This window comes from Prevotella sp. FD3004 (assembly GCF_000746155.1).
Taxonomy (GTDB): domain Bacteria; phylum Bacteroidota; class Bacteroidia; order Bacteroidales; family Bacteroidaceae; genus Prevotella.
Genome location: NZ_JQKR01000012.1, coordinates 253,492 through 274,079, shown reverse-complemented (window position 1 = coordinate 274,079; position 20,588 = coordinate 253,492). Strand labels below are relative to the sequence as shown.

Here is a 20,588-nt window from a genome sequence, read left to right as displayed (position 1 = left end):
GAAACTCTGTGGACTGCCAGGCCTCATCCTGAGAGCTTATGACCATTCTAATTCGTTCATATTCAACTGTGTCGGCATCTATCAGAATGTAGGAGGCGCCATGACGATGATGAACGAAAAAAGAAGAATCTTGAAACCAGAGCAAGCACATAAACTGATTGAACTGATAGACAGTGATCCGTTTGCTTACCTGAGGTCACAAGGAAGTAATATTCAGGTTTTTGACGAGAAAGGTCGTCCGGATTTATCCAAAGCCCCTAAGCGAGCCTATTACGAGAGTTATTCTGAAGAAGATAAGAAATGAGATTATCGCTATTGACATTCTTTGTCTGGCTGATGACCGTAGTGGCTAATGCCCAGACCTCTTTTTCAGGGCGTGTTGTTGCTGACGGCTCGAAAAAGGGACTGGGCTGGGCCAGCGTGGTTGCTGAAGACAGCAGACGGAAACCTATTGCTTTTGCCCAAACGAAAGAAGACGGCACCTTTGAACTGAAAGTGCCAGAAAGCAAAAAGGTGATGCAATTGTCTTTTTCGTTGCTTGGTTATGCCAAAAAGAGCATCAGTATCGATAATTTTACCAATGGCCAGAAAATTATATTACGTGAAGAGACACTGATGCTTAAAGAGGTAAAGGCTACCTCAAAGCGTTTGCGACAACGTAGCGATACGCTGGTATACAGTGTTGCAGGATTCCGCCATAAGCAAGACCGCAGTATCGCTGATGTCATCGCCAAGATGCCTGGTCTTGAAGTCAGGCAGGATGGCTCTATTCTCTTTCAGGGCAAACCCATCAACAATTTCTATATCGAGGGAATGAACATGATGGGTAATAATTATTCGGTGGCCAGCGAGAATATTAACGCCAACAAGGTAAAGAACGTAGAGGTTTTGACAAACCACCAGAAGGTAAAGGCACTGCGAGGCGTACAGTTTTCTGATCAGGCAGCCCTTAACCTTGTTCTGGAGGAGGATGCCAAGAATACCTGGGTCGGGCTGCTGGAGACAGGGCTGGGCACCACGCTACAGAAAAGCGAGGCCGACCGTCTGTTGCGCGACGGGCGTCTGATGGCCATGATGTTTGGTGGTAAGATGCAGAGCCTGTCGATGTACAAATGGAACAATACGGGGAAAAACATACAAAGGGAGATACGCGACCTGCAGAACAGCATCGATGACATCGGCAGTGTCAGCAATATGACCAGCGGTATAGGGCTAAGTGCTCCTGGTCTGATGAGAGAACGATATGCAATGAACGATTCGAGGTTGCTGGCCACCAACTGGCTTCATAAGGCAGGACAGGATGCCACCATCAGACTGCAATTAAATGGTTATCTTGACAATACTGAGGGTAAACGACATTCTGAGACCATCTATTCTGACTTGATGGGGGGAGCAGTCATTACAGAAGATGCGAATGGCGAGAATCGCCACAGCCAGTGGAAAGGAGAACTGAAGTATGAGCGTAACGGCGCAAAGTTGTTTGTAGTCAACGTGCTGAGCGGCTATATGGATTTCGACAAGAGCTGGGCATCGACACTGACTAATGATAAAGGAATACGGCAGGAGACAACGCCCCGAAAACGCTGGGTGGGCGACCACTTGGAGATTGTGAAGGCTTTAGGCAACGACCGTGTGTTGAAACTTAACGCAAGCGGTGTCATAAACTATCTGCCAGGTTCGCTGTTATTAACCGACAGTTCCCGTCAACATATAGATCAGCATGCCACCCAGTTGCGTGTAGGTGCCTCATTCCGCCACAAGCTGTTCCATCGTTTGTATGTCTCTTATAATACTGGCGTGGATTATGATGACGAACGATTCACCATCCGTCTGCACAATCAAAAGCCGCAAAGCGACAGCTATCAACAACTCAACTGTTATTTTGAGCCGTCGTTCAATATCAAATATAATGATCTGGAGTGGACAACATCCATGCCATTAAGACTTGTAAGCCGACACTTCGGCAATGAAAGCAACACGAAGATGATTGTCACCCCAATGATGAATCTCAGATATCAGATATTGAGCCAGCTCACGGTGATGGTCAACTACAACTATAACTGGCAGCCGACCTCTTTAGAGGATATGACGGCTATTCCTGTATATAGCAATTATCGCAACTATAGCACAGGATTCGGAAAACTCTATGCAGAGAACAGCCACAACGGAACGCTGAGATTTGAATACAGCGATCCGGTGATAGGCCTGTTTGGTAATATCAATGGAAACCTTATGTATTATGATGATCTGCCTCTGTATAACAGTCAACTCGACGGGATATTCTATCATAGCAGTCCATCAGGTGATTTTAAGAGTAACACAACGTGGATGCTTTCCGGCCGGATCAGTAAATCGCTTGGTACCATGAAGTTTATTGCAGCGGTTGACGGCCAGTTGTCAAGCACTCATACCTCTACCATGATAAATGGGCTACGTCTGCCGTTCCGTTACGATCGTGCCAGTTGCGGTGTCAGTTTCTCTATTCGCCCCTTGCAAACACTTTCCTTTGAGGAGGAGAGCCACTATCAATACAGCCGTCAGGTTTCTACTAGTGATCACTCGTTTGACAGTCGTGCCTTGCGCTCGTTCACTCACACACTAAAGACTTTCTATATGCCCAGAAACTGGCAGATAGAATGGACTAACGAGATGTACCATAGCAACGACCACTCAGTATCATTCACTTATTTCTCTGATATACAAGTCAGCTATCGCACAAAAAAATGGGAAGCAGGTATACAGATGAATAATATCTTCGGCACTCGTCAGTATGAACGTCATTACATCTCTTCTTATTATACCAGATATACCATAAGTCATCTGCGTCCTCGCGAAATACTCTGCAAGATTAGCTTTGACATGTAATACGTTATCTATACTTCGTTCGAATAGTCTCTGTGAATGGTGAAGAATTGCAAAAAAACGGCTTGTATTTAAACATGTGTAATAAAATGTTTGCTGATTTGCAGGGAAATGGGTATTTTTGCCACAGATTAATCTATATCAAATAGAAGCTAAATGTTTCAACCATTACCAGACCGATTCTACACGATGATGCGGAAAAATAACAGTTTTTCTGAAAAAAAGAAGAAAAGTGTGTAGTATTTTCGAAACATTGTCGTATAACAGGTAGAAGTGAGATCGCTAACAGAGACTGAGATCGTAGAGGCCGTCTACAAAGGACAGTCAGAGGGACAGACCCAGATGGTCGGTCGCTATGCGAAGTGTGTCTTCGCCATGATAGTGAGGCAGGTGACTGACGTGATGGATGCTCAGGAGCTGACACAAGACACCTTCTTGCGCGCATTTAAGTATATCGACAAATACGACCCTCGCAAGGCATCGCTCTCTACCTGGCTCTGTAGTATAGCTTACCGACTGACAATTGATTTCCTGAAACGCCGCCGGCTGACGGTTGTCTCTTTCGAAGACAACTACATGCTGTCAACCGACATCAGCGACGAGCAGTTGGAGGCTGGTCTCTCTACTGGGCGCAAGGAGCGCATTGAACAACTGATGGCTATTGTCGACGAGCTGCCTGCTGAGGAGCAGATGCTCCTGACTCTCTACTATTTTGAAGACCGACCGCTGAAAGAGATTGCCTATATCATGGGCTACGATGAGAAAACGCTGTCTGTCAGACTGCACAGAACAAGAAAGAGACTATATTTCAAACTTAATGGCAGAAAAAACGTATAAGGACACAGATGTGCGCGAGGCGCTGAGACGCAAATACTCAGACACGCCTAAGCTGCCGGCTGACTTCATGAAGAAGATGGCCCAGCCTTCAGAGCCCGATGAGGCGCCAAAGCTCGCACCCGTTATCCGTCGCTGGCGATGGGTGGCCGCTGTGGCCTGTCTACTTATAATGATAGGTATCGGCGTGAACTATCAATCTAAAACATACCATGAAACAGTTCACGAGTCGGCTGTCGTGGCTGAAGCTAAGAAGCCCGAAACTCTTTCGTCGACCAGCGAACGGCACATAGAGGCCGCCCCTTGCACTGAGTCCGCCACTAAGGCTAAGCCCCAGCGCATGGCCACCTCTGCAGAGAAGATTCCCGCAGCAACAGAGGGTGCATGTATAAGCCCTCTCCCTGACATTCCATCAAAATGCACTCCTGTTGCTGCCTCTGATCTGCACAACGCATCGCTACAGCTTACGGTCGACACCACCTATCAGGCACCAGGCAAGGTTGACGAGTTCATAGCTAAAATGGCCACATACCATAAGGTGAAGGCCGTAGTGCTTAACTGTGTCGCCGATACCTGCAACACCGCTGTAGAGGGTAAGGCCTATGTGTTCCAGGACACACAGCAGCTCGACCTCTTTGCCCGCTTATTGCAAGTGGCCTGCTGCTACGACAATAAGACTCCTGGCTACCTGCTTAACTTCTCGCATCAGCAGTTCTATTTCACCCTGAAGGATCTGCGCAAAGGCGAGAAATACCTCTGGATAGCAGAGCGTATCCCTGGCGAACGCATACTGCTCTTCAGCACCCACTCACCGATAGAAACCGCCGTATCGTCGGCTTGCTATCAATCCTATCGCGACAAACTGATACGTGCAGATATCTGTTCATTCCATTTTTAAAACATCTTTGACCTATGAAAAGAATGTGTTCCATCATCCTCCTGGTACTGACAAGCCTCACCCTACAGGCACAAACCATAGAGTACGCTAAGAGCGTAGGACCTTTTGTGGCGCGACCTGAAGTAAGGACTGACAAGAAAACCAATAAGACGAAAGCCGCATGGCAGCACGTCAACTATGAATACATCAAGGATTATTGCGGTCCTCTGGACTTTACGGTAGAGGAAAACTATGGGTCGCTCTTCCCCGTGAATCACATGCCTATCGATGAACAGCCCAACATGCCGATGAGCTGGCGACTGACGGGCGAAGGCGACGAGACAGTGCTACACTGCTACTTCCACATGCCCGCCGACGAGGTGACCAATCTGTGGCTGACAGGAGAAGAGGCGTGTATCGTCGATCGTGAAACGGGCGTACAGTATCGCATACGTCGTACGGAACCAGACACCTATGGCAAACACTTCGACATCAAGGCCAAGAAGGGCGACGTGATCGACCTGAAGATTATCTTTCCACCGCTACCCGACACCACCCGTATGGTAAATATCTATGGTGTGGTGAACTGGGGATTGCTGGGCGAGCCTGTTGTTCTCAATTCACGATTCTACGGACAAAGCGGCAATCTGGACTACGACACGATTCCGCAACTGCACAAACCCAGACTGCTCTTAGAACACATGTACGATGACTTGCCCTACGACCGACAGAACTGGAACACTTGGAAGGTGATGACCGATGCCCACCTGATAAAGCCTGTGGCTGACAACACGATGGCACTGTGGCTCACGCCAGAAGCGACCTACATGGCAATAGGTTATGAACAGAATTTCGCAACTGAGTATTTCGAATTCATGAAAGACACTAAACTGGTTGATGTGACAGGCCGCCAATACAAACTACGCGAGGTGCAGGGCATTCCTAAAGACGAGCTTTTCTTCATGAAAGGACAGACGGGCGACTACATTGCCTTTATGATGGTGTTCGACCCAATACCGCTCGATATGACCACCATCACTTTTATCGTACCTTCAGGAGAGCCTTTCTCAGCATGGGGAGCTAACTGGGCGGGCAGGGTATTTCCCAACCTGAACATTTTGCAATTACGCGACAATCAAAGGTTATTTGACTATCAACCGCGAATCATTGTAGAATAGATTTAAAAACTAACTTATGAGATTATTACTAACCATTATTATCAGTAGCATGGCGCTGCTGAGCAGGGGTGACAATGCACTTACGCAGACCGATCTGCTGTACCTGTTTCCTAATAAGGACATCTACGAGACGGGCGAGGACATGTGGTTCAAGGCCTATCTCATGGACAGACAGACACTAGCCTTGTCGGACCAAAGTCAGACCCTATTCCTACAACTCAGAAGCGAAAATGGAGACGTCGTGTGGAGCGGGAAGTTTCCGCTCAGAAACGGACGGGGCGACGGACATGTCTATATCAATGAAGCCTGGCAGAAACAGGAGTACTTCATTGAGGGCTACACACGATCGTCGTTCACTTCTGACAGCACAACTGCCATCCGACCAAGGCGCATCAGGGTGGTGGAAAGGGTGACACAAATGGACTCCATATCTTCAGATGCCGTGAAGCGGGATTCTATCGCAAGGCTCACGGAAAAACACAGATTCGATCTCTTCCCGGAAGGGGGCTATCTGATCGATGGCATCAACACCGTGGTGGCATTCAAAGCCACCTACGGTGATGGAATGCCTGAGGAGGTGGCGGGACGGCTGACAGAGAACGGAAGGCAAATCGCTGCCTTCAAAAGCATGCACGACGGCATGGGGATATTTACCATGACACCGATATGGGGAAAGGAATACAGGATCGTGTTAAGCGACGGACGATCATACACGATGCCGGACATCAAACCAACGGGCATCACGATGCGCTCGATAAGAAACAACAAGGCGGGCATCACCCTACTGGTGTCCTCGACTGACAGCGTTGCACACCCCTTTACGATCATGGCTAAGATGAACGGTATACCCTGCTGTAGCGCTACAGGCACGGTGAAGAGGCAGAAGAAGGTGCAGCTGCCCATTGAGAAGTTCCTGCTGCAGGGTATCGTACAGATCACGCTGATGGTCGGCGAGAGCCAGATGCCTGTGGCAGAACGGCTGGTATATGTGAACCCTAAGCAGCGGCTGAGCATCAACGCAAAGACAGACCGGCTGCAGTATAACCGTCGCGACAAGGGACGGGTGAGCTTTCAGGTGACAGGGCCTGAGGGGGAACCCGTCAGGGCCGAGATGGCGGTGAGCATCTTCGACAAGGATTACCTCTATCAGCCAGGCCATGAGAACATCCTGTCGCACTGCTTCCTCTCGGAACAGATCAGGGGAAACGTATTCAATCCAACCTACTACTTCGACGAGCGGAACGAAGACCGGCTGCAAGCCCTCGACCTGCTGCTGATGACGCAGGGATGGCGACGGTATGTATGGGATAGGGAACCCACAAAAGTGAAACCTCTGCTGAGCGATGGACTGAAAGGCTTGGACAGGGCAGGACGACCGCAGATACTTAAGGCTTTTACCGCTGAGGGCGATACCAATGTCGTGGTGTCAGACTCTATAGGCAGATTTGTTATCGGCCCGATATTGATGGATCAGATGCGCGGCTCATTCTATTTGCAGCCCTTGGTAAAGAAGCCTAAAGCAAGCCTGTTGCTTGAAAACCCGTTCGACAGCATTAATAGTTATCTGAAAGGTAGGCAGAGATATCTGCCACTTAACTATCTCCCAAAGAGCTACTATGAAGGAAAGTATGTTTCCGACGGCTTTGGAACATTCATGTTGAAAGACGTCCATGTGAAAGGCAAGCGGAACATCGTCCACTACGATAAGGTGTTGGAATACCTCGACAGTCTCTACATCTTGTCAACTGGCGCTTGGGCCTGCGAACATAATGGTGCAAGATGGCTTAACAACTATCTGGGTTATGGGCTCCACTCGCCACTTTATTATTCCATTTGTGATGGAAAACGCCTGTTACCCAAACGAGGTGAGAGGTACAATAAGGTCTTGTATGAAGAGCATGGTGGAAAAATATGGAATGTTGCATGTAAAAGAGGTCCTCTTATATTCCATGCGCCCCAGTTTTCAAAAGAAGAATTGCTGAATATGTTCAGGATGTGTGCGGCAGAAGGCTATCATCCGAAAAAAGAGTTCTACGAACCCGATCCCATTGAGCTCTCCCCCACTATACCTGATCCCAGAAACACATTGCAATGGAAGCCTGCCATACTGACGGACGAAGACGGCAAGGCCGACATCTCCTTCATGGTCTCAGACGTCAACACCGAGTTTATCGGCATCGTCGAAGCCATCGACGGCACAGGGCTCATGGGTACTCAGACGTTCAACTTCCGAGTGATTAGAAACAAATAAACCATAATCGAAAAGCAAAATGAAGAAGACCATTCTAACACTATTGTCAGCTATTTCTATACTGACGGTGTCAGCACAAGAAGCCGACACAACCATCGTTCTCAAGTGTGGTTATGAAGTCCTTGACTCCATTACTGTTAGTAAATCGTCGCCCACCTTCTTACAGATACAAGAGGCAGAAGCCGTAGTAGAGGGTATCAAAGAGGCACCTGTGAAGTATCGCACTATCGTGGACTATGTGTTAAGCCACCCCGACAGTGACGGTTCTGTGTTTCTGATGCGCCAGCTCAATGGTGCCATCAACAACAAGAAATGCCTGTCAGCGCTGACAGAAAGGGCAAAGACGGGACTGATGAAGCCGCTCTATGATTACTACGCTGCTGGTATAGAAGAAGTCGACTCGTTCATGACGAAGATGGGTAAGAGTATCGTCATCGGTGAAGAGGCGAAGGACTTTACGCTCGAGGACATCAATGGTCAGCAGATTACGCTGTCATCGCTTCGTGGCAAGCATGTGTTGCTCGACTTCTGGGCTTCGTGGTGCGGTCCTTGTATCAAGTCGTTTCCCCACCTGAAGACTATTTATGAGCAGCATTGCGACAAGCTAGAAATACTTGGTATTGCCTGTCACGACAAACAAGACAAGTGGCGTACAACCGTAGATAAGTATGAACTACCGTGGTTACACGTCTTTGACGCTGATGATAAGAACGGCGTTGGTGCCAGCTACGGAGTATTGGGTGTTCCCACCTATATACTTATCAACCCCGAGGGCAAGATTGTACAATGGATGATGGACGACCCCGACACTTTCGATCTCTACTTCACTCCCGATATGTTTGAGAAGTAATGAAATTATTTTCAGCATTATTATTATCTATTATAGTCGGAATCCTACACGCCAAAACCACCGACCTGCTGTATCTGTTTCCTAATAAGGCTATCGACGGTACGGGGCTCATGAGTGCCCAGACATTCAACTTCCGAGTAATCAGAAAATGAATCACCAATAAATAATAAAGATGCCATCCTGAGTTCTGGATGGCATCTTTATTGTATTTATACTTCGGCAAAAGCAGCGGCCTCAGCTTCGGCTATGATGTCCTCACGCGACTTCTCTTTGTGAGAGATGTCAGAAAGATCGAACTCATCGTCGACGGGCGTTTCAGACTTCTTCTTGCGAGAACGTTTAGGCGAATTAGTAGAGGGCTCATCGGCTATTACCTCTGGAGCCTCTTTGCTCGTATCAACAGGCTGCTCAATGATGAAATCTTCAGGCTGCTCTGTATCAGGTACAGCCATCGCTGGCTCTTCTTCCATCTTGGTGCGATTGGTCTTGGCTTGGAAGATGGACTCCACAAACTGGGGCTCGCGCTTCAAGCGCTGAAGGGTTTCCTTAGCAGCCAACTGCTGAGCCTCTTTTTTTGAATAACCTATGCCACGTTCACCCTCTATACCTTCAAGTAGCACTTGGAAACAGAAAATAGGACTACCATTCTCATCCTGCTTCTGCTTGAGCATGCGGAACTCCAAGCGCACACGGTTTTTCTGGCTCCATTCCAAAAGCTTCGACTTGAAGTTGACTTCCTTGAAGGCAACCTTGTCGATATTAATATATTTACCTAAGATGCGATTCTGGAAAAACTCAAGGCAGGCATCGTAGCCGCGATCAAGATAGATGGCTCCAACCAATGCCTCGAAGGCATTACCCTCGACATAACTGTTGTGCGACGTACTATGGCCCGCTGAAAGCAGCAGACTGCCCAGTCCCATCTCGTTGGCCAGCTTACCTAAAGTATCGCGTGAGACGAGTTTAGAACGCGTATTGGTAAGGAATCCCTCACGCTTGCCCTCGTAATGACGATAGACAATGTCTCCTACTGCAGCATCGAGTATGGCATCACCTAGAAACTCAAGTCGTTCGTTATTGAGTGGCTTACCCTTTTCGTTGCGCTTACGGATGCTTTTGTGCATCAGCGCCTGCTTGTAATACTCGATGTTACGGGGATAAAATCCCAGTATAGCATATAAAGAAGAAAAAAGCTCCTTCTCCTCGCGGAAAGGGAGCTTTATTCTATCGATAATGTCTTTAAGCTTCATACTTCTTGAATACCACACAAGCATTATGACCACCAAAGCCGAAAGTATTGCTGAGACCAGCACGTACCTGACGCTTCTGAGCCTTGTTGAATGTGAAATTCAGGTTGTAGTCGATCTCGGGATCCTCATCGCCATCTTCATGGTTGATGGTGGGAGGAACGATATCGTTCTGTACAGCCAATACGGTAACCATAGCCTCTACAGCGCCAGCTGCGCCCAGCAGGTGACCAGTCATTGACTTTGTAGAAGAAATGTTGAGCTTGAAAGCTGCATCGCCAAATACCTCCTTGATAGCCTTGGCCTCAGAGATATCACCAACATGAGTTGAAGTACCATGAACATTGATATAGTCGATGTCCTCTGGCTTCAGCTGAGCATCGTCAAGAGCGTTCTGCATTACGAGCTTAGCACCCAGACCCTCTGGGTGAGAGGCGGTGATATGGTGAGCATCAGCACTCATGCCGGCACCAATCATCTCTGCATAGATCTTAGCACCACGAGCCTTAGCATGCTCTAGTTCCTCAAGAATCAAGCAGCCAGAACCTTCAGCCATGATGAATCCGTCACGGCTAGCGCTGAACGGACGGCTGGCTTTCTCGGGCTCATCGTTACGGGTAGAAAGGGCGTGCATGGCGTTGAAACCACCAACACCTGTAGCACAAATAGCTGCCTCAGCACCACCAGCAACGATAGCATTAGCCTTGCCCAAACGAATCAGGTTGAATGCATCAGCCAGTGCGTTAGAAGAAGAAGCACAGGCAGAAGCCGTAATATAGTTGGGACCGTGGAAACCGTACATGATAGAGATCTGACCAGCAGCGATGTCGGCAATCATCTTCGGAATGAAGAACGGATTGAACTTAGGACCATCGGCTTCGTGTACGCCATAATATTTCACCTCGTCCTCGAAGGTCTTAATTCCACCAATACCAACACCAAAGACAACACCTATGCGGTTCTTGTCTTCAGCCTCCAAATCCATCTTACTATCCTCAACTGCCTGCTTGGCAGCAATCATGGCCAACTGGGTATAGCGGTCCATCTTACGCGCCTCTTTGCGGTCGAGATAGTCGTTGACGTTGAGGTTCTTAACCTCACAAGCAAATTTAGTCTTGAATAAAGTTGTATCGAAACTTGTAATAGGTGCGGCTCCGCTTACTCCATTGAGCAGGTTATTCCACATCTCTTCAGGAGTGTTGCCGACGGGAGTAACGGCTCCCAAACCTGTTACAACTACTCTTTTTAATTCCATAAGCTGAAAAAAAGTATAGGTTGCCCTATAAATATAAGGAGCAACCTATACATATTTAATTTATATTAATTAGCGTTCTCCTCGATGTAAGCGATAGCGTCACCAACGGTACCGATCTTCTCAGCCTTATCATCGGGAATAGAGATACCAAACTCCTTCTCGAACTCCATAATCAGCTCAACGGTATCCAGTGAGTCTGCGCCCAGATCGTTAGTGAAGCTGGCCTCAGCCTTTACTTCTGCTTCATCAACACCGAGTTTGTCTACGATAATAGCCTTTACTTTGCTTTCAATTTCTGACATAATTGTAATACTTTAAAATGTTAATAATGAATTTGCTATCTTGAAATTTTACGGCGTTTTCGCCGAAATCGGGTGCAAAGTAACACATTTTCTTTCACTTACGCAAATTTTTTTAAGAAAAACTGACTTTCTTTTGCACACAATGGGGGTGTTTGTGCATAAATCGGTCCTTTTTCCACCTCTGTTTATAAGAAATGTGCAAAATTTGATGAAAATCTTCACTTTTAGTTGGCTATTTGAAAAACTTTCTTTAGTTTTGCAGCATAAAACGATTTAATAATGTCATTTACAGAACAAGCCAACCCTATTTTCAATCGGGCTATAATTGACTATCATCTTACAGATGACGTCAATACCCCGATTAAGAACCCGTATCAGAAAGACAGCATTGAACACAGTCTTTATCTGAAGTGCTGGATTGATACCGTGCAGTGGCACTACGAGGATATTATCCGTGATCCTCACATTGACCCTGTGGAAGCACTTGCGCTGAAGCGTCGCATAGACCGTAGTAATCAGGATCGTACTGATTTGGTAGAAGAGATAGACTCTTGGTTCCGTCAGCACTATAGTAATGTGGTTCCTCAGAAAAATGCCCGCCTGAACACAGAAAGTCCAGCATGGGCAATAGACAGACTGAGTATTCTGGCCCTGAAGATATATCATATGCAAGAACAGGTAGACCGAAAGGATGCTGACGCTGAGCATGTGGCACGATGTAAGGCTAAACTCGACGTACTTCTTGAACAGCAAAAAGATCTCTCACTGGCCATCGACCAGTTGCTCGACGATATCGAGGCTGGACGTAAGTATATGAAGGTGTATCGCCAGATGAAGATGTACAACGACCCCTCTACCAATCCTATACTTTATAAAAAGTAATAAGGTGAAGAAAGAGCATATATTAGTCATACGATTCTCTGCACTTGGCGACGTGGCAATGACTGTACCTGTGGTATGGGCGCTGGCTACCCAGTATCCTGATATCCGCATTACGGTGCTCAGCAAGAAATTTGCCCGTCCGCTCTTCGACGATTTGGCCCCTAACGTGAATTTCATGGAGGCCGATCTGAAAAAGGAGTACCACGGTGTGAGAGGATTGAATGCGCTCTATAGAAGACTTGTGGCCAAGCAGTTTACTAAGGTGGCTGACCTACATAGTGTGCTTCGCTCCGACTATCTGCGCATGCGCTTCAATTTGGGGCGCTATCGCGTAGAGCATGTGAACAAGCACAAGCATCAGCGTAGAAAACTCACTTCCTACAGGAATAAGGTACGCAAACAACTTCCCACATCATTTGAGAATTATGCTGATGTATTTACTCGTCTAGGATATCCTATCGATATCAGAAAATTCAAGAGCATCTTCCCAGAAGAGGGCGGAAATCTAAATCTGCTACCTAAGGAGATTGGTCCCAGAAAGAGTTTTGAGAAGTGGGTTGGCATTGCTCCTTTTGCAGCTCATCAAGGTAAGATCTATCCGCCAAAACTGATGGAACAGGTCATTTTCCAGCTCATACAACAAGTGCCCAACCTTCGTATCTTCCTTTTCGGAAGAGGTGAAGACGAAGATAAATACTTCCCGCTTTGGACAGCCCAGTATCGCCAATGCCTCGCAGTTGGCAGATATTGTGAGGGAATGTATCAGGAACTTATCCTGATGAGTCACCTCGACACCATGCTCTCGATGGACTCTGCAAATATGCATCTGGCTTCACTGACGGGTATTCCCGTAGTCAGTGTCTGGGGAGCCACCCATCCGATGGCAGGATTCTTAGGATTTAACCAGAATATGGATAACGCCATACAACTTGACCTTGAATGTCGCCCGTGCAGTATCTTTGGCAACAAGCCTTGCCAGCGTGGCGACTATGCTTGTCTACAAAACATTCCGCCTGAACGGATTGTTGAGAGAATATTAACCCTTATTAATAACTAAACACTTACGATTATGAAGTACGTTTGCCAAGTTTGCGGTTACATTTACGACCCCGCAGTAGGAGATCCTGATGGCGGTATCGCCCCTGGAACAGCGTTTGAAGACATCCCCGATGATTGGGTATGCCCCATTTGTGGCGTAGGCAAGGAAAATTTCAAGCCTGAGTAATGAATCTAATAGGGGCGCGCATCACTGTGCACCCCTATTTACACTTTTTACTAAACTAGTAACTATCAGCTATTTGTCTTATTTCTTAAAGAATCATAATTATAAAAGTCGGCGTGCAGTATATTTATGTGTTGACAGTTATATTCATAGACATACAACCATAAAATAGTATGATGATGAAAATAAAAATGTTAATAATGATACTACTGACAACTAGTCTGACAGCCTGTTCACTAGATGATGACGATCCTGGAAAATGGAAACCAAAAACCACCACTATGGAAGTGACTATTGAGCCGGAATATATTTTCAGTTCCACTTTTTGGGCTACTTCAGTACTCGCGATGGAAGCAGTCGACGACACAGGTAAGCGCATGGATGCTTTTTCAGTTAACGAAATCAATGGCTTTACCTATGAAGAAGGCTATCGTTATAAGTTATTATTAAATGCGACGACCACCGATCCGAATATAGTTGATTGTCCAAGTCATACCTATGCTTTAAAAAAAATATTAAGCAAAGAATATGTAGGAATACGTACAGAAGGCTGTCACGAGGTAACGATGGACGTACAGAGGGTACTTATGCTGACACCAGATGGACGTTCTTCTGCTGGCTATTACTTTCTTAGTGGAAGAGCTATAGATGGTAGTGAAACACTCGATATGGGTTTTAATGAGATTATAGGTTCAGATTTTGAGTCATTTCGCACTTTTAATGAAACAACTCAGCAATTCAACACCTACAAATGCAGAATGCGGCTTAGTATTACACCATCTGATCGTCCCATTTATCGCAATCACAACTATCGTATTAGACTGCTAGAACTACTCAGCTCAGAAGAATCACCCAACGACAGCATTGTTATTGCCACAACAGACGAAGAGTATCTTTCAAAGTATTGAAATAAAGGTGCCATCTCACTTTCTGAGATGGCACCTTAAAAATTTTCACCTTTATAAAATAATACCTATTGATAATGGATGGAAATTGATGTCATCACCGTAGGTCGAACTGAAGAGTGTCATGGGTGAGTATTTAACATAGATGCCAACCCAATTTATGAATTTTACACTTGCCATGATATCAACTGTCACAGGACGTTGATGAATGTGCTTGTAGAGTTCCTTATGTTTCTTTCCATCAGCATCGCGATATCTGTTCTTGATGCTGGCATAAGTATTGAAGTTGAAAACAGGACCCAGTCCGAAACTCACCTTATCACCACGATAGCGATACATGACGGGTATATTCAAACTGAACACTTTGATACGTGAAAAATCATTCTCATAACCTTCAGGTAAATTCTGCTGAGTAAGCTTACCATCGTCGAGCTTGACAAAACGGCTGCGATTGTCTATACGATAATTACGCCAATTAAGACCAAATCCATAAGAGTAGCCACTACGCTTGCCATAGCCAAATTTCTCACAGTCAAAGATGGTCCACGAGATTTCCCAAGAACTGCCCATAGATATTGAACCATTATAGTTGGCTCCAACACCTTGACACAGACCAAAACCAAGATACGTATGAAGAATATTGCGCTCTAAAGGATAACCTGTATCCTTGCTGTGTTTTCTCATAAAATCGAAGTTCCATTTATCTTTATTGATATCGACAGAACTTACGTAATTTGAGTCTACCAGCTGTATAGTATTCTCATAGGTATACCTACTATCGTTCTCCCTGCCATAAACCTTAATTTTCTGAATAGAGTCACCTGTGATGATACGTACTTTCTGAGGCTTAAGAATGGTCAATGTGTCATTCTTTTCTTGAGCATTGGCTGTAGTTGTATTAGCCAGTAATAAAAATAATAATAACTTTTTCATATTCTTATGTCTTTAATTATTTCAATATATTTTTTAATGTATCAAACGAGGAAAGCGAGCCTTCCATATAAATTACCGTTATTTCGGTTTTCTGACCCTTAAAGCATAGAAAACGATTTTGACCATTCTCTTTTTGCAGTTGTAGCATGATGGTCTCGACCCCATTACGTTTCTGACTCTGGCTACTGATACTACGCTGCTGATCTTGTTCTACAAGACTTCTGATACGACGAAACCCTTTGGAATCTGTCGTACTGAAGCGCACACTACGGAAGAATGTGAGCTGATACTTGCTCAGTGCCCTCCCTTTGACTCTCGTCTCCACCATATGCTCCTGGGGAACGATCTTTCCCTCGAAAAGAGGAGAAATACTCAGGCCACTTTGAGCCTTTACTGTAGCTACAAATGAGAGCCACATGATTATGACAAAAACAACTCGTCTCATATTATTACTCTCTAAATAATTCATTCAACTGACTTTCTATTTCGTTCTGAGGATTGTCCTCTGTGATTTCACTTATTGCGTGATTCATTTCCTGTAATACTATGGTCTTATCAGTATACTTCTTACCATAGACATAGGCCACATATTCTTCTCCTCCTCCAATAAGATTCCAATGAACAGCTACCATAGAAACCGCCCCAATGATACAGGCAGCGGCAAGAAGAGCCATGAGGCGTTTTTTAACCATCGAACGAGCGCGACTGAGTGTTTTGCGCACCGCAACTTCAGATGAGCCAAGTACCATAGCTATCTCCCTCATCTCCATCCCCTGCAGATGTCGCATCTTGAGTATAGTACGCTGTGTAGAGGGAAGTGTGTCGATAATTTGAAGCATTTGCTCTATCTGTTCACCATCATCGCTGAAATCTTCTTCTTCAGGCAATCTTGATATGTCGACAGTAGCATGTTTTCTACGCAGATTGTCTATACAGAGGTTTCGAGTCAGTACACTGGCTATTCCACCTATTGGAGCGACAAGTTTGTCGTGCATCAGCCAAAGCTTTACCATTGCATCCTGAGCAACATCCTCAGCCTCGTCAGTATTCCCAACGTATTTACGGGCTATACTAACCAGCTGCTGCCTTAATACTTCGGCGTTGTATTGAAACTCCTCTGTTGTCATTCTTTCGTGTTACTTTTTATCCTATATACGCAACAATATCTAATTTGTGACACAAAAGAATATTTTTTTTCTAAAGATTTAAGAGAGTCTTAGCAAAGTGCCAAATAATAATGCCTGCCGTTACAGAGACGTTCATAGAATGTTTAGTGCCAAATTGTGGTATTTCCAGACATCCATCAGAAGTGTCAATTACCTCTTGGTGAACACCTTTTACCTCATTGCCTAAAATAACAGCATACTTTTTATCTATAGAAGGTGCAAATGATTGTAACTTGGTTGATCCATGAGCCTGCTCTACTGAATAAACCTCATAACCTTCAGACTTCAAAGCTTCAACAGCCTCCGCAGCTGTTTCGAAATATTTCCAGTTTACACTATCCTCTGCACCAAGAGCAGTTTTATGAATCTCAGCCATAGGAGGTGTAGAAGTAATGCCACACAAATAGATACCTTCTATACGGAAAGCATCACCAGTGCGAAACACACTACCTACATTATGCATCGAACGTACATCGTCGAGCACTACTATTAATGATATCTTGTCTGCCTGTTTAAACTCATCGACAGACAAGCGCTCCATTTCTATTGTACGTAATTTCTTCATCTTGGATGCAAAGTTAACACTAAGTGAGCAAAAATCCAAATAATTGTTGAAAAACTGTTGATAACTATGTGGAAAACTATGTTCATTATCCACAGAATTAACTCACAGGAAGGTGACTAAGGGGATATCCACAAGTTTATTAGAGGGAAATTCTAAAGATTTCCACCGTTTTTTGCTGAAAAAAGATATAAACTTATTAATTTTGCACCAAAATTGAGAAATGTGGATAAACTATGTTAGGTATTCATTATCAAGCAATAAGAATTCACATAAGTAGTTAATAATGACTAGTTACGAGTGAATAACTTACTATACAAGAAAAGACATAAAAAGTTATCAAGATATTAACGGCATATCATACTACTTATTCTCTTTTTAATTATAAATAAAAAAAGAAAGATAAATATATTGTGATGTTGAAAACTGAGGATTTGAAAGCAGAGATTCGCAGACTTTGCAAAGAAAAGGATGCTATTATTCTGGCTCACTATTACACAATAGGAGACATTCAGGATATTGCTGACTTTGTAGGTGACTCACTGGCCTTAGCTCGTAAAGCAGCAGAGACTGATGCAAAGGCTATGGTGATGTGTGGTGTTCACTTCATGGCGGAGACATGTAAGTTGCTCTCACCAGACAAGATGGTACTATGTCCTGACTTAGAAGCTGGCTGTTCATTGGCTGATAGTTGTAAGGCTGAAGATCTTAAGAAATTCAAAGAAGAGCATCCTGGTTATCAGGTTATCAGTTATGTGAATACGACAGCTGCTGTAAAAGCACTGACTGACGTAGTGGTGACAAGTGGTAATGCTAAGAAAGTTGTTGATCAATTACCAAAGGATGCCAAACTTATTTTCGGTCCTGACTATAACTTAGGCAATTATATTAATGAGGTAACAGGCCGTCAGATGTTGCTTTGGAATGGTGGTTGTCATGTACATGAACGCTTTTCTGTTTCCAATATATTAGAATTAAAAGCAAAATATCCTGAAGCTGTTGTAATGGCTCATTTGGAGTGTAAAGCTCCTGTATTGGCTGTAGCAGAGGTAAAGGGATCGACAGCTACCATGTTGAAATATGCTCAGCAGAGTGATAAGAAGCAGTTTATTGTAGCTACAGAGGCTGGTATTCTGCATGAGATGCAACGAACTTGTCCTGATAAGCAGTTTATCCCAGTTCCTCCTGAAATTAGTGAGAGTGGTCTTGAATGCAGTTGTAATGAGTGTCAGTATATGAAACTCAATACACTTGAGAAAGTATATAATTGTTTGAAAAACGAAAGTCCGCAGATAGAGATTGATTCAGAAATAGCTAAAGAAGCAGTTAAACCTATCAATAGGATGCTTGAACTTAGCTGATGAATATTCTTCTTTTCCTCTCCTAATCAGGAGGGGATTTTTATTTTATGATGGCTATCTTGCAAACTGTACCTTTTTTACCATCACTGTTAGCTGTTATCACCATATAGACACCACTGGCTACACGCTTACCTTTTTTATCACAACCATTCCAAGTAAAGAGTCCTCCATTGCTTCTTCCTTCAGCTATCAAAGCACCATTTGAGGCTACGATTTTCACATCCGCATCGAAAGATAAACCAGTAATGGTAATAAGTCCAGTATAATCAGGTGTTACAGGATTCGGATAAGCCCAGACATTATCCTTTGTCATTTCTTCATTAGGTTCTATAGCGTCTGAATAAAAAGAGCAAAGTCCTTTGTCTGAGAGGAAAAACACTTCGCCAGACTGTTGATTAACAATTACTGAGGTAATATTATCACTAATTAGCTTTGAATTGTTTGTAGTGAAGCTTTGGAGTTGGTTAAGATTATCAGAGCTAATTAGAAAGACACCACTACCATTAGAACCAAACCATTTACGATTACCACCATCGATAGCTATACTGCTGATACTAACACCACTTAACAGATAGTCAGCATAGCTGGTTCCATCATTACGAGGAACTTTTATTTGCTGAAATGTAATATTTTGCTGTCCTACTTCTGACTTCTTAATCATAAAAGGGCCCTGGTCAGTTCCTATCCAAATGTTATTCTCCCGATCCTCTACCACACAATAAGCCCAGGTTATATTATATTTCTGTCCATCCTGATTGGTAAAGTTATCATATTTCAGAAGGATATCGTTCTGCATGTCATAACAGAAGAGAGCAGCATTCTGCCAGTTATTATTGACAAACCATAGCAGTCCACGACTATCAATCGTCATACCTCGAAGGCCTGGAAGCGTATTTTCTGTATTATCAGTGAGTAATGGCTGATGATGATCTTTCCATTGGTGATCAGGCGTAAGTTCTAGCAGACTCACACCTTGAGCCATACTGTTAAGCACCCAAAGATTTCCCTGAGCATCGAACTTAATGCCTAGTATAAGCAGATAATCATTACCCAGTTCTGTACCTCTGTCGTTAGCACTCTTCAATGGACTATTATCCTTATTATAATAAGCTACCAACTTACCATCGTTAAATTCATAGAGTCCACATCTGCCTCCAGCAAACACATGTTTTTCGTTAATTGGATCAACATCGATACAGCAAATGTCCAGATAAGCATAACCTGTCTTCTCATTGATGTTTTCTTCAAAGAGTGTCCAGTTATTACCGTCGAAAGTCTGAATAATGCCAGGAAACTCATTATCGGGCATGCTGGGCAGAAAATAACCACCAGTGGTATAAAGTATACCTTTTATGAATTTCGACTCGTAGAAATGGTTATAAATAGGTCCTCCAGGGTTCAGAGTCGATACCATAGTGATGTATTCAGCGTATTGATCCTGATAAGGGGTAAGACCAACAGGATAATCAGGCATGTTTGGTGTATAGGTATCAGTAATTTCTGCTTTCTGCATGTTTACCTTTACGATACCAAAACTACAATGCACATAAGCATAGATACCCTCGATACTAATGCTGTTGACAGTCTTATTGTCTGTCATCGATTTATTGTAGAGGGCAGAGATATTGATAATATCGCCATCAGTCTCTATCAAGTCGATATTAGCGTTCTGATAGACTGCTATCAGTCGTTTAGCCTGTTGACTCCAAGCAATATGGGTGATATGGGTATCAGAAAGTCCGTTTACCTTATCATAAGTAGTGATGCTCTGGTCGTTGATATTATACTGATAGAGTCCATTAGAGGCTAGTACAAAGAGTTCATCACCTGCTTTGCAGATACTCTTTACTTCATGATAAGCCAAATAGTTTTTCCAAGTACCTATTTGTGCATTTAAAGGT

General features: G+C 44.4%; 20 protein-coding genes and 1 pseudogene. 13 read left to right on the top strand and 8 right to left on the bottom strand.

The genetic code is table 11. From position 1 onward, the window contains the following. The 8 genes and pseudogenes from T325_RS12815 to T325_RS12680 all read left to right on the top strand — a co-directional run. A pseudogene (locus T325_RS12815) lies at positions 1–304 on the top strand (GLPGLI family protein); the annotation flags it as partial. Beyond that, positions 301–2,865 (top strand): carboxypeptidase-like regulatory domain-containing protein, encoded by a 2,565-nt coding sequence (locus T325_RS04640; RefSeq protein ID WP_081911043.1) that lies wholly within the window; start codon positions 301–303, stop codon positions 2,863–2,865. The pseudogene T325_RS12815 and the gene T325_RS04640, both read left to right, overlap by 4 nt. A 270-nt stretch (positions 2,866–3,135) precedes the next feature. Further along, positions 3,136–3,699 carry an RNA polymerase sigma factor gene (locus tag T325_RS04635; protein WP_036910832.1) on the top strand — a complete coding sequence of 188 codons (564 nt, stop codon included), beginning with the start codon at positions 3,136–3,138 and terminating at the stop codon, positions 3,697–3,699. Next, positions 3,680–4,594: a hypothetical protein gene (locus T325_RS04630; protein WP_036910830.1), complete on the top strand. Its 915-nt coding sequence runs from the start codon at positions 3,680–3,682 to the stop codon at positions 4,592–4,594. The genes T325_RS04635 and T325_RS04630 overlap by 20 nt, the downstream gene beginning before the upstream one ends. A gap of 14 nt (positions 4,595–4,608) precedes the next feature. Further along, on the top strand, positions 4,609–5,751 hold the full coding sequence (locus T325_RS04625; protein ID WP_146063093.1) for a hypothetical protein: 1,143 nt from the start codon (positions 4,609–4,611) through the stop codon (positions 5,749–5,751). A gap of 16 nt (positions 5,752–5,767) precedes the next feature. Then, positions 5,768–8,002, top strand: a complete 2,235-nt coding sequence (locus T325_RS04620) for a hypothetical protein (protein ID WP_156097638.1) — start codon at positions 5,768–5,770, stop codon at positions 8,000–8,002. Positions 8,003–8,021: 19 nt separating this feature from the next. Then, positions 8,022–8,852: a TlpA family protein disulfide reductase gene (locus T325_RS12330; protein WP_051949700.1), complete on the top strand. Its 831-nt coding sequence runs from the start codon at positions 8,022–8,024 to the stop codon at positions 8,850–8,852. Then, complete coding sequence (locus tag T325_RS12680; protein ID WP_156097637.1) at positions 8,852–9,004, top strand: hypothetical protein; 153 nt, start codon at positions 8,852–8,854, stop codon at positions 9,002–9,004. The genes T325_RS12330 and T325_RS12680 overlap by 1 nt, the downstream gene beginning before the upstream one ends. A 57-nt stretch (positions 9,005–9,061) precedes the next feature. On the opposite strand, the gene rnc is transcribed toward T325_RS12680, so the two are convergent. The 3 genes from rnc to T325_RS04600 form a co-directional block, all read right to left on the bottom strand. Further along, positions 9,062–10,102 (bottom strand): ribonuclease III, encoded by a 1,041-nt coding sequence (rnc, locus tag T325_RS04610; protein WP_036910826.1) that lies wholly within the window; start codon positions 10,100–10,102, stop codon positions 9,062–9,064. Then, positions 10,092–11,354, bottom strand: coding sequence for a beta-ketoacyl-ACP synthase II (fabF, locus tag T325_RS04605; RefSeq protein ID WP_036910824.1), 1,263 nt, complete (start codon positions 11,352–11,354; stop codon positions 10,092–10,094). Before fabF ends, rnc begins: the two co-directional genes overlap by 11 nt. Positions 11,355–11,419: 65 nt before the next feature. Then, positions 11,420–11,656 carry an acyl carrier protein gene (locus T325_RS04600; RefSeq protein ID WP_036910822.1) on the bottom strand — a complete coding sequence of 79 codons (237 nt, stop codon included), beginning with the start codon at positions 11,654–11,656 and terminating at the stop codon, positions 11,420–11,422. Between the two features lie 279 nt (positions 11,657–11,935). Between T325_RS04600 and T325_RS04595 the strand changes: the two genes are divergently transcribed. The 4 genes from T325_RS04595 (at position 11,936) to T325_RS04585 (ending at position 14,668) form a co-directional block, all read left to right on the top strand. Then, a complete protein-coding gene (locus T325_RS04595) occupies positions 11,936–12,538 on the top strand; it encodes a DUF4254 domain-containing protein (RefSeq protein WP_036910820.1) in 603 nt (200 codons plus the stop codon). A 4-nt stretch (positions 12,539–12,542) separates the two neighbouring features. After that, on the top strand, positions 12,543–13,595 hold the full coding sequence (locus T325_RS04590) for a glycosyltransferase family 9 protein (RefSeq protein WP_036910818.1): 1,053 nt from the start codon (positions 12,543–12,545) through the stop codon (positions 13,593–13,595). A gap of 9 nt (positions 13,596–13,604) precedes the next feature. Next, positions 13,605–13,763 (top strand): rubredoxin, encoded by a 159-nt coding sequence (rd, locus tag T325_RS12545; RefSeq protein WP_081911042.1) that lies wholly within the window; start codon positions 13,605–13,607, stop codon positions 13,761–13,763. 170 nt (positions 13,764–13,933) lie between these two features. After that, on the top strand, positions 13,934–14,668 hold the full coding sequence (locus T325_RS04585; RefSeq protein WP_036910816.1) for a DUF4377 domain-containing protein: 735 nt from the start codon (positions 13,934–13,936) through the stop codon (positions 14,666–14,668). Between the two features lie 51 nt (positions 14,669–14,719). On the opposite strand, the gene T325_RS04580 is transcribed toward T325_RS04585, so the two are convergent. The 4 genes from T325_RS04580 to T325_RS04565 all read right to left on the bottom strand — a co-directional run bounded on the left by T325_RS04580 (position 14,720) and on the right by T325_RS04565 (position 17,329). Then, positions 14,720–15,598, bottom strand: a complete 879-nt coding sequence (locus tag T325_RS04580; protein ID WP_036910814.1) for a hypothetical protein — start codon at positions 15,596–15,598, stop codon at positions 14,720–14,722. A 16-nt stretch (positions 15,599–15,614) separates the two neighbouring features. After that, positions 15,615–16,043, bottom strand: a complete 429-nt coding sequence (locus tag T325_RS04575) for a DUF6108 family protein (RefSeq protein ID WP_036910813.1) — start codon at positions 16,041–16,043, stop codon at positions 15,615–15,617. 4 nt (positions 16,044–16,047) lie between these two features. Next, on the bottom strand, positions 16,048–16,725 hold the full coding sequence (locus tag T325_RS04570; RefSeq protein WP_051949698.1) for an RNA polymerase sigma factor: 678 nt from the start codon (positions 16,723–16,725) through the stop codon (positions 16,048–16,050). A 70-nt stretch (positions 16,726–16,795) separates the two neighbouring features. After that, on the bottom strand, positions 16,796–17,329 hold the full coding sequence (locus tag T325_RS04565) for an RNA methyltransferase (protein ID WP_036910811.1): 534 nt from the start codon (positions 17,327–17,329) through the stop codon (positions 16,796–16,798). A 413-nt stretch (positions 17,330–17,742) separates the two neighbouring features. On the opposite strand from T325_RS04565, the gene nadA reads away from it, so the two are divergent. Beyond that, positions 17,743–18,687, top strand: coding sequence for a quinolinate synthase NadA (gene nadA / locus T325_RS04560; protein WP_036910809.1), 945 nt, complete (start codon positions 17,743–17,745; stop codon positions 18,685–18,687). A 40-nt stretch (positions 18,688–18,727) separates the two neighbouring features. On the opposite strand, the gene T325_RS04555 is transcribed toward nadA, so the two are convergent. Next, positions 18,728–20,551, bottom strand: a complete 1,824-nt coding sequence (locus tag T325_RS04555; RefSeq protein ID WP_231622186.1) for a type IX secretion system anionic LPS delivery protein PorZ — start codon at positions 20,549–20,551, stop codon at positions 18,728–18,730. Positions 20,552–20,588 lie beyond the last annotated feature (37 nt).

Excerpts from the sequence above, each read along its gene's own strand:
- T325_RS04640 (WP_081911043.1), top strand. The coding sequence starts at position 301 with ATGAGATTATCGCTATTGACATTCTTTGTCTGGCTGATGACCGTAGTG.
- T325_RS04630 (WP_036910830.1), top strand. The coding sequence starts at position 3,680 with ATGGCAGAAAAAACGTATAAGGACACAGATGTGCGCGAGGCGCTGAGA.
- T325_RS04625 (WP_146063093.1), top strand. The coding sequence starts at position 4,609 with ATGAAAAGAATGTGTTCCATCATCCTCCTGGTACTGACAAGCCTCACC.
- T325_RS04620 (WP_156097638.1), top strand. The coding sequence starts at position 5,768 with ATGAGATTATTACTAACCATTATTATCAGTAGCATGGCGCTGCTGAGC.
- T325_RS12330 (WP_051949700.1), top strand. The coding sequence starts at position 8,022 with ATGAAGAAGACCATTCTAACACTATTGTCAGCTATTTCTATACTGACG.
- T325_RS12680 (WP_156097637.1), top strand. The coding sequence starts at position 8,852 with ATGAAATTATTTTCAGCATTATTATTATCTATTATAGTCGGAATCCTA.
- rnc (WP_036910826.1), bottom strand. The coding sequence starts at position 10,102 with ATGAAGCTTAAAGACATTATCGATAGAATAAAGCTCCCTTTCCGCGAG.
- fabF (WP_036910824.1), bottom strand. The coding sequence starts at position 11,354 with ATGGAATTAAAAAGAGTAGTTGTAACAGGTTTGGGAGCCGTTACTCCC.
- T325_RS04600 (WP_036910822.1), bottom strand. The coding sequence starts at position 11,656 with ATGTCAGAAATTGAAAGCAAAGTAAAGGCTATTATCGTAGACAAACTC.
- T325_RS04595 (WP_036910820.1), top strand. The coding sequence starts at position 11,936 with ATGTCATTTACAGAACAAGCCAACCCTATTTTCAATCGGGCTATAATT.
- T325_RS04585 (WP_036910816.1), top strand. The coding sequence starts at position 13,934 with ATGATGATGAAAATAAAAATGTTAATAATGATACTACTGACAACTAGT.
- T325_RS04580 (WP_036910814.1), bottom strand. The coding sequence starts at position 15,598 with ATGAAAAAGTTATTATTATTTTTATTACTGGCTAATACAACTACAGCC.
- T325_RS04575 (WP_036910813.1), bottom strand. The coding sequence starts at position 16,043 with ATGAGACGAGTTGTTTTTGTCATAATCATGTGGCTCTCATTTGTAGCT.
- T325_RS04570 (WP_051949698.1), bottom strand. The coding sequence starts at position 16,725 with ATGACAACAGAGGAGTTTCAATACAACGCCGAAGTATTAAGGCAGCAG.
- T325_RS04565 (WP_036910811.1), bottom strand. The coding sequence starts at position 17,329 with ATGAAGAAATTACGTACAATAGAAATGGAGCGCTTGTCTGTCGATGAG.
- nadA (WP_036910809.1), top strand. The coding sequence starts at position 17,743 with ATGTTGAAAACTGAGGATTTGAAAGCAGAGATTCGCAGACTTTGCAAA.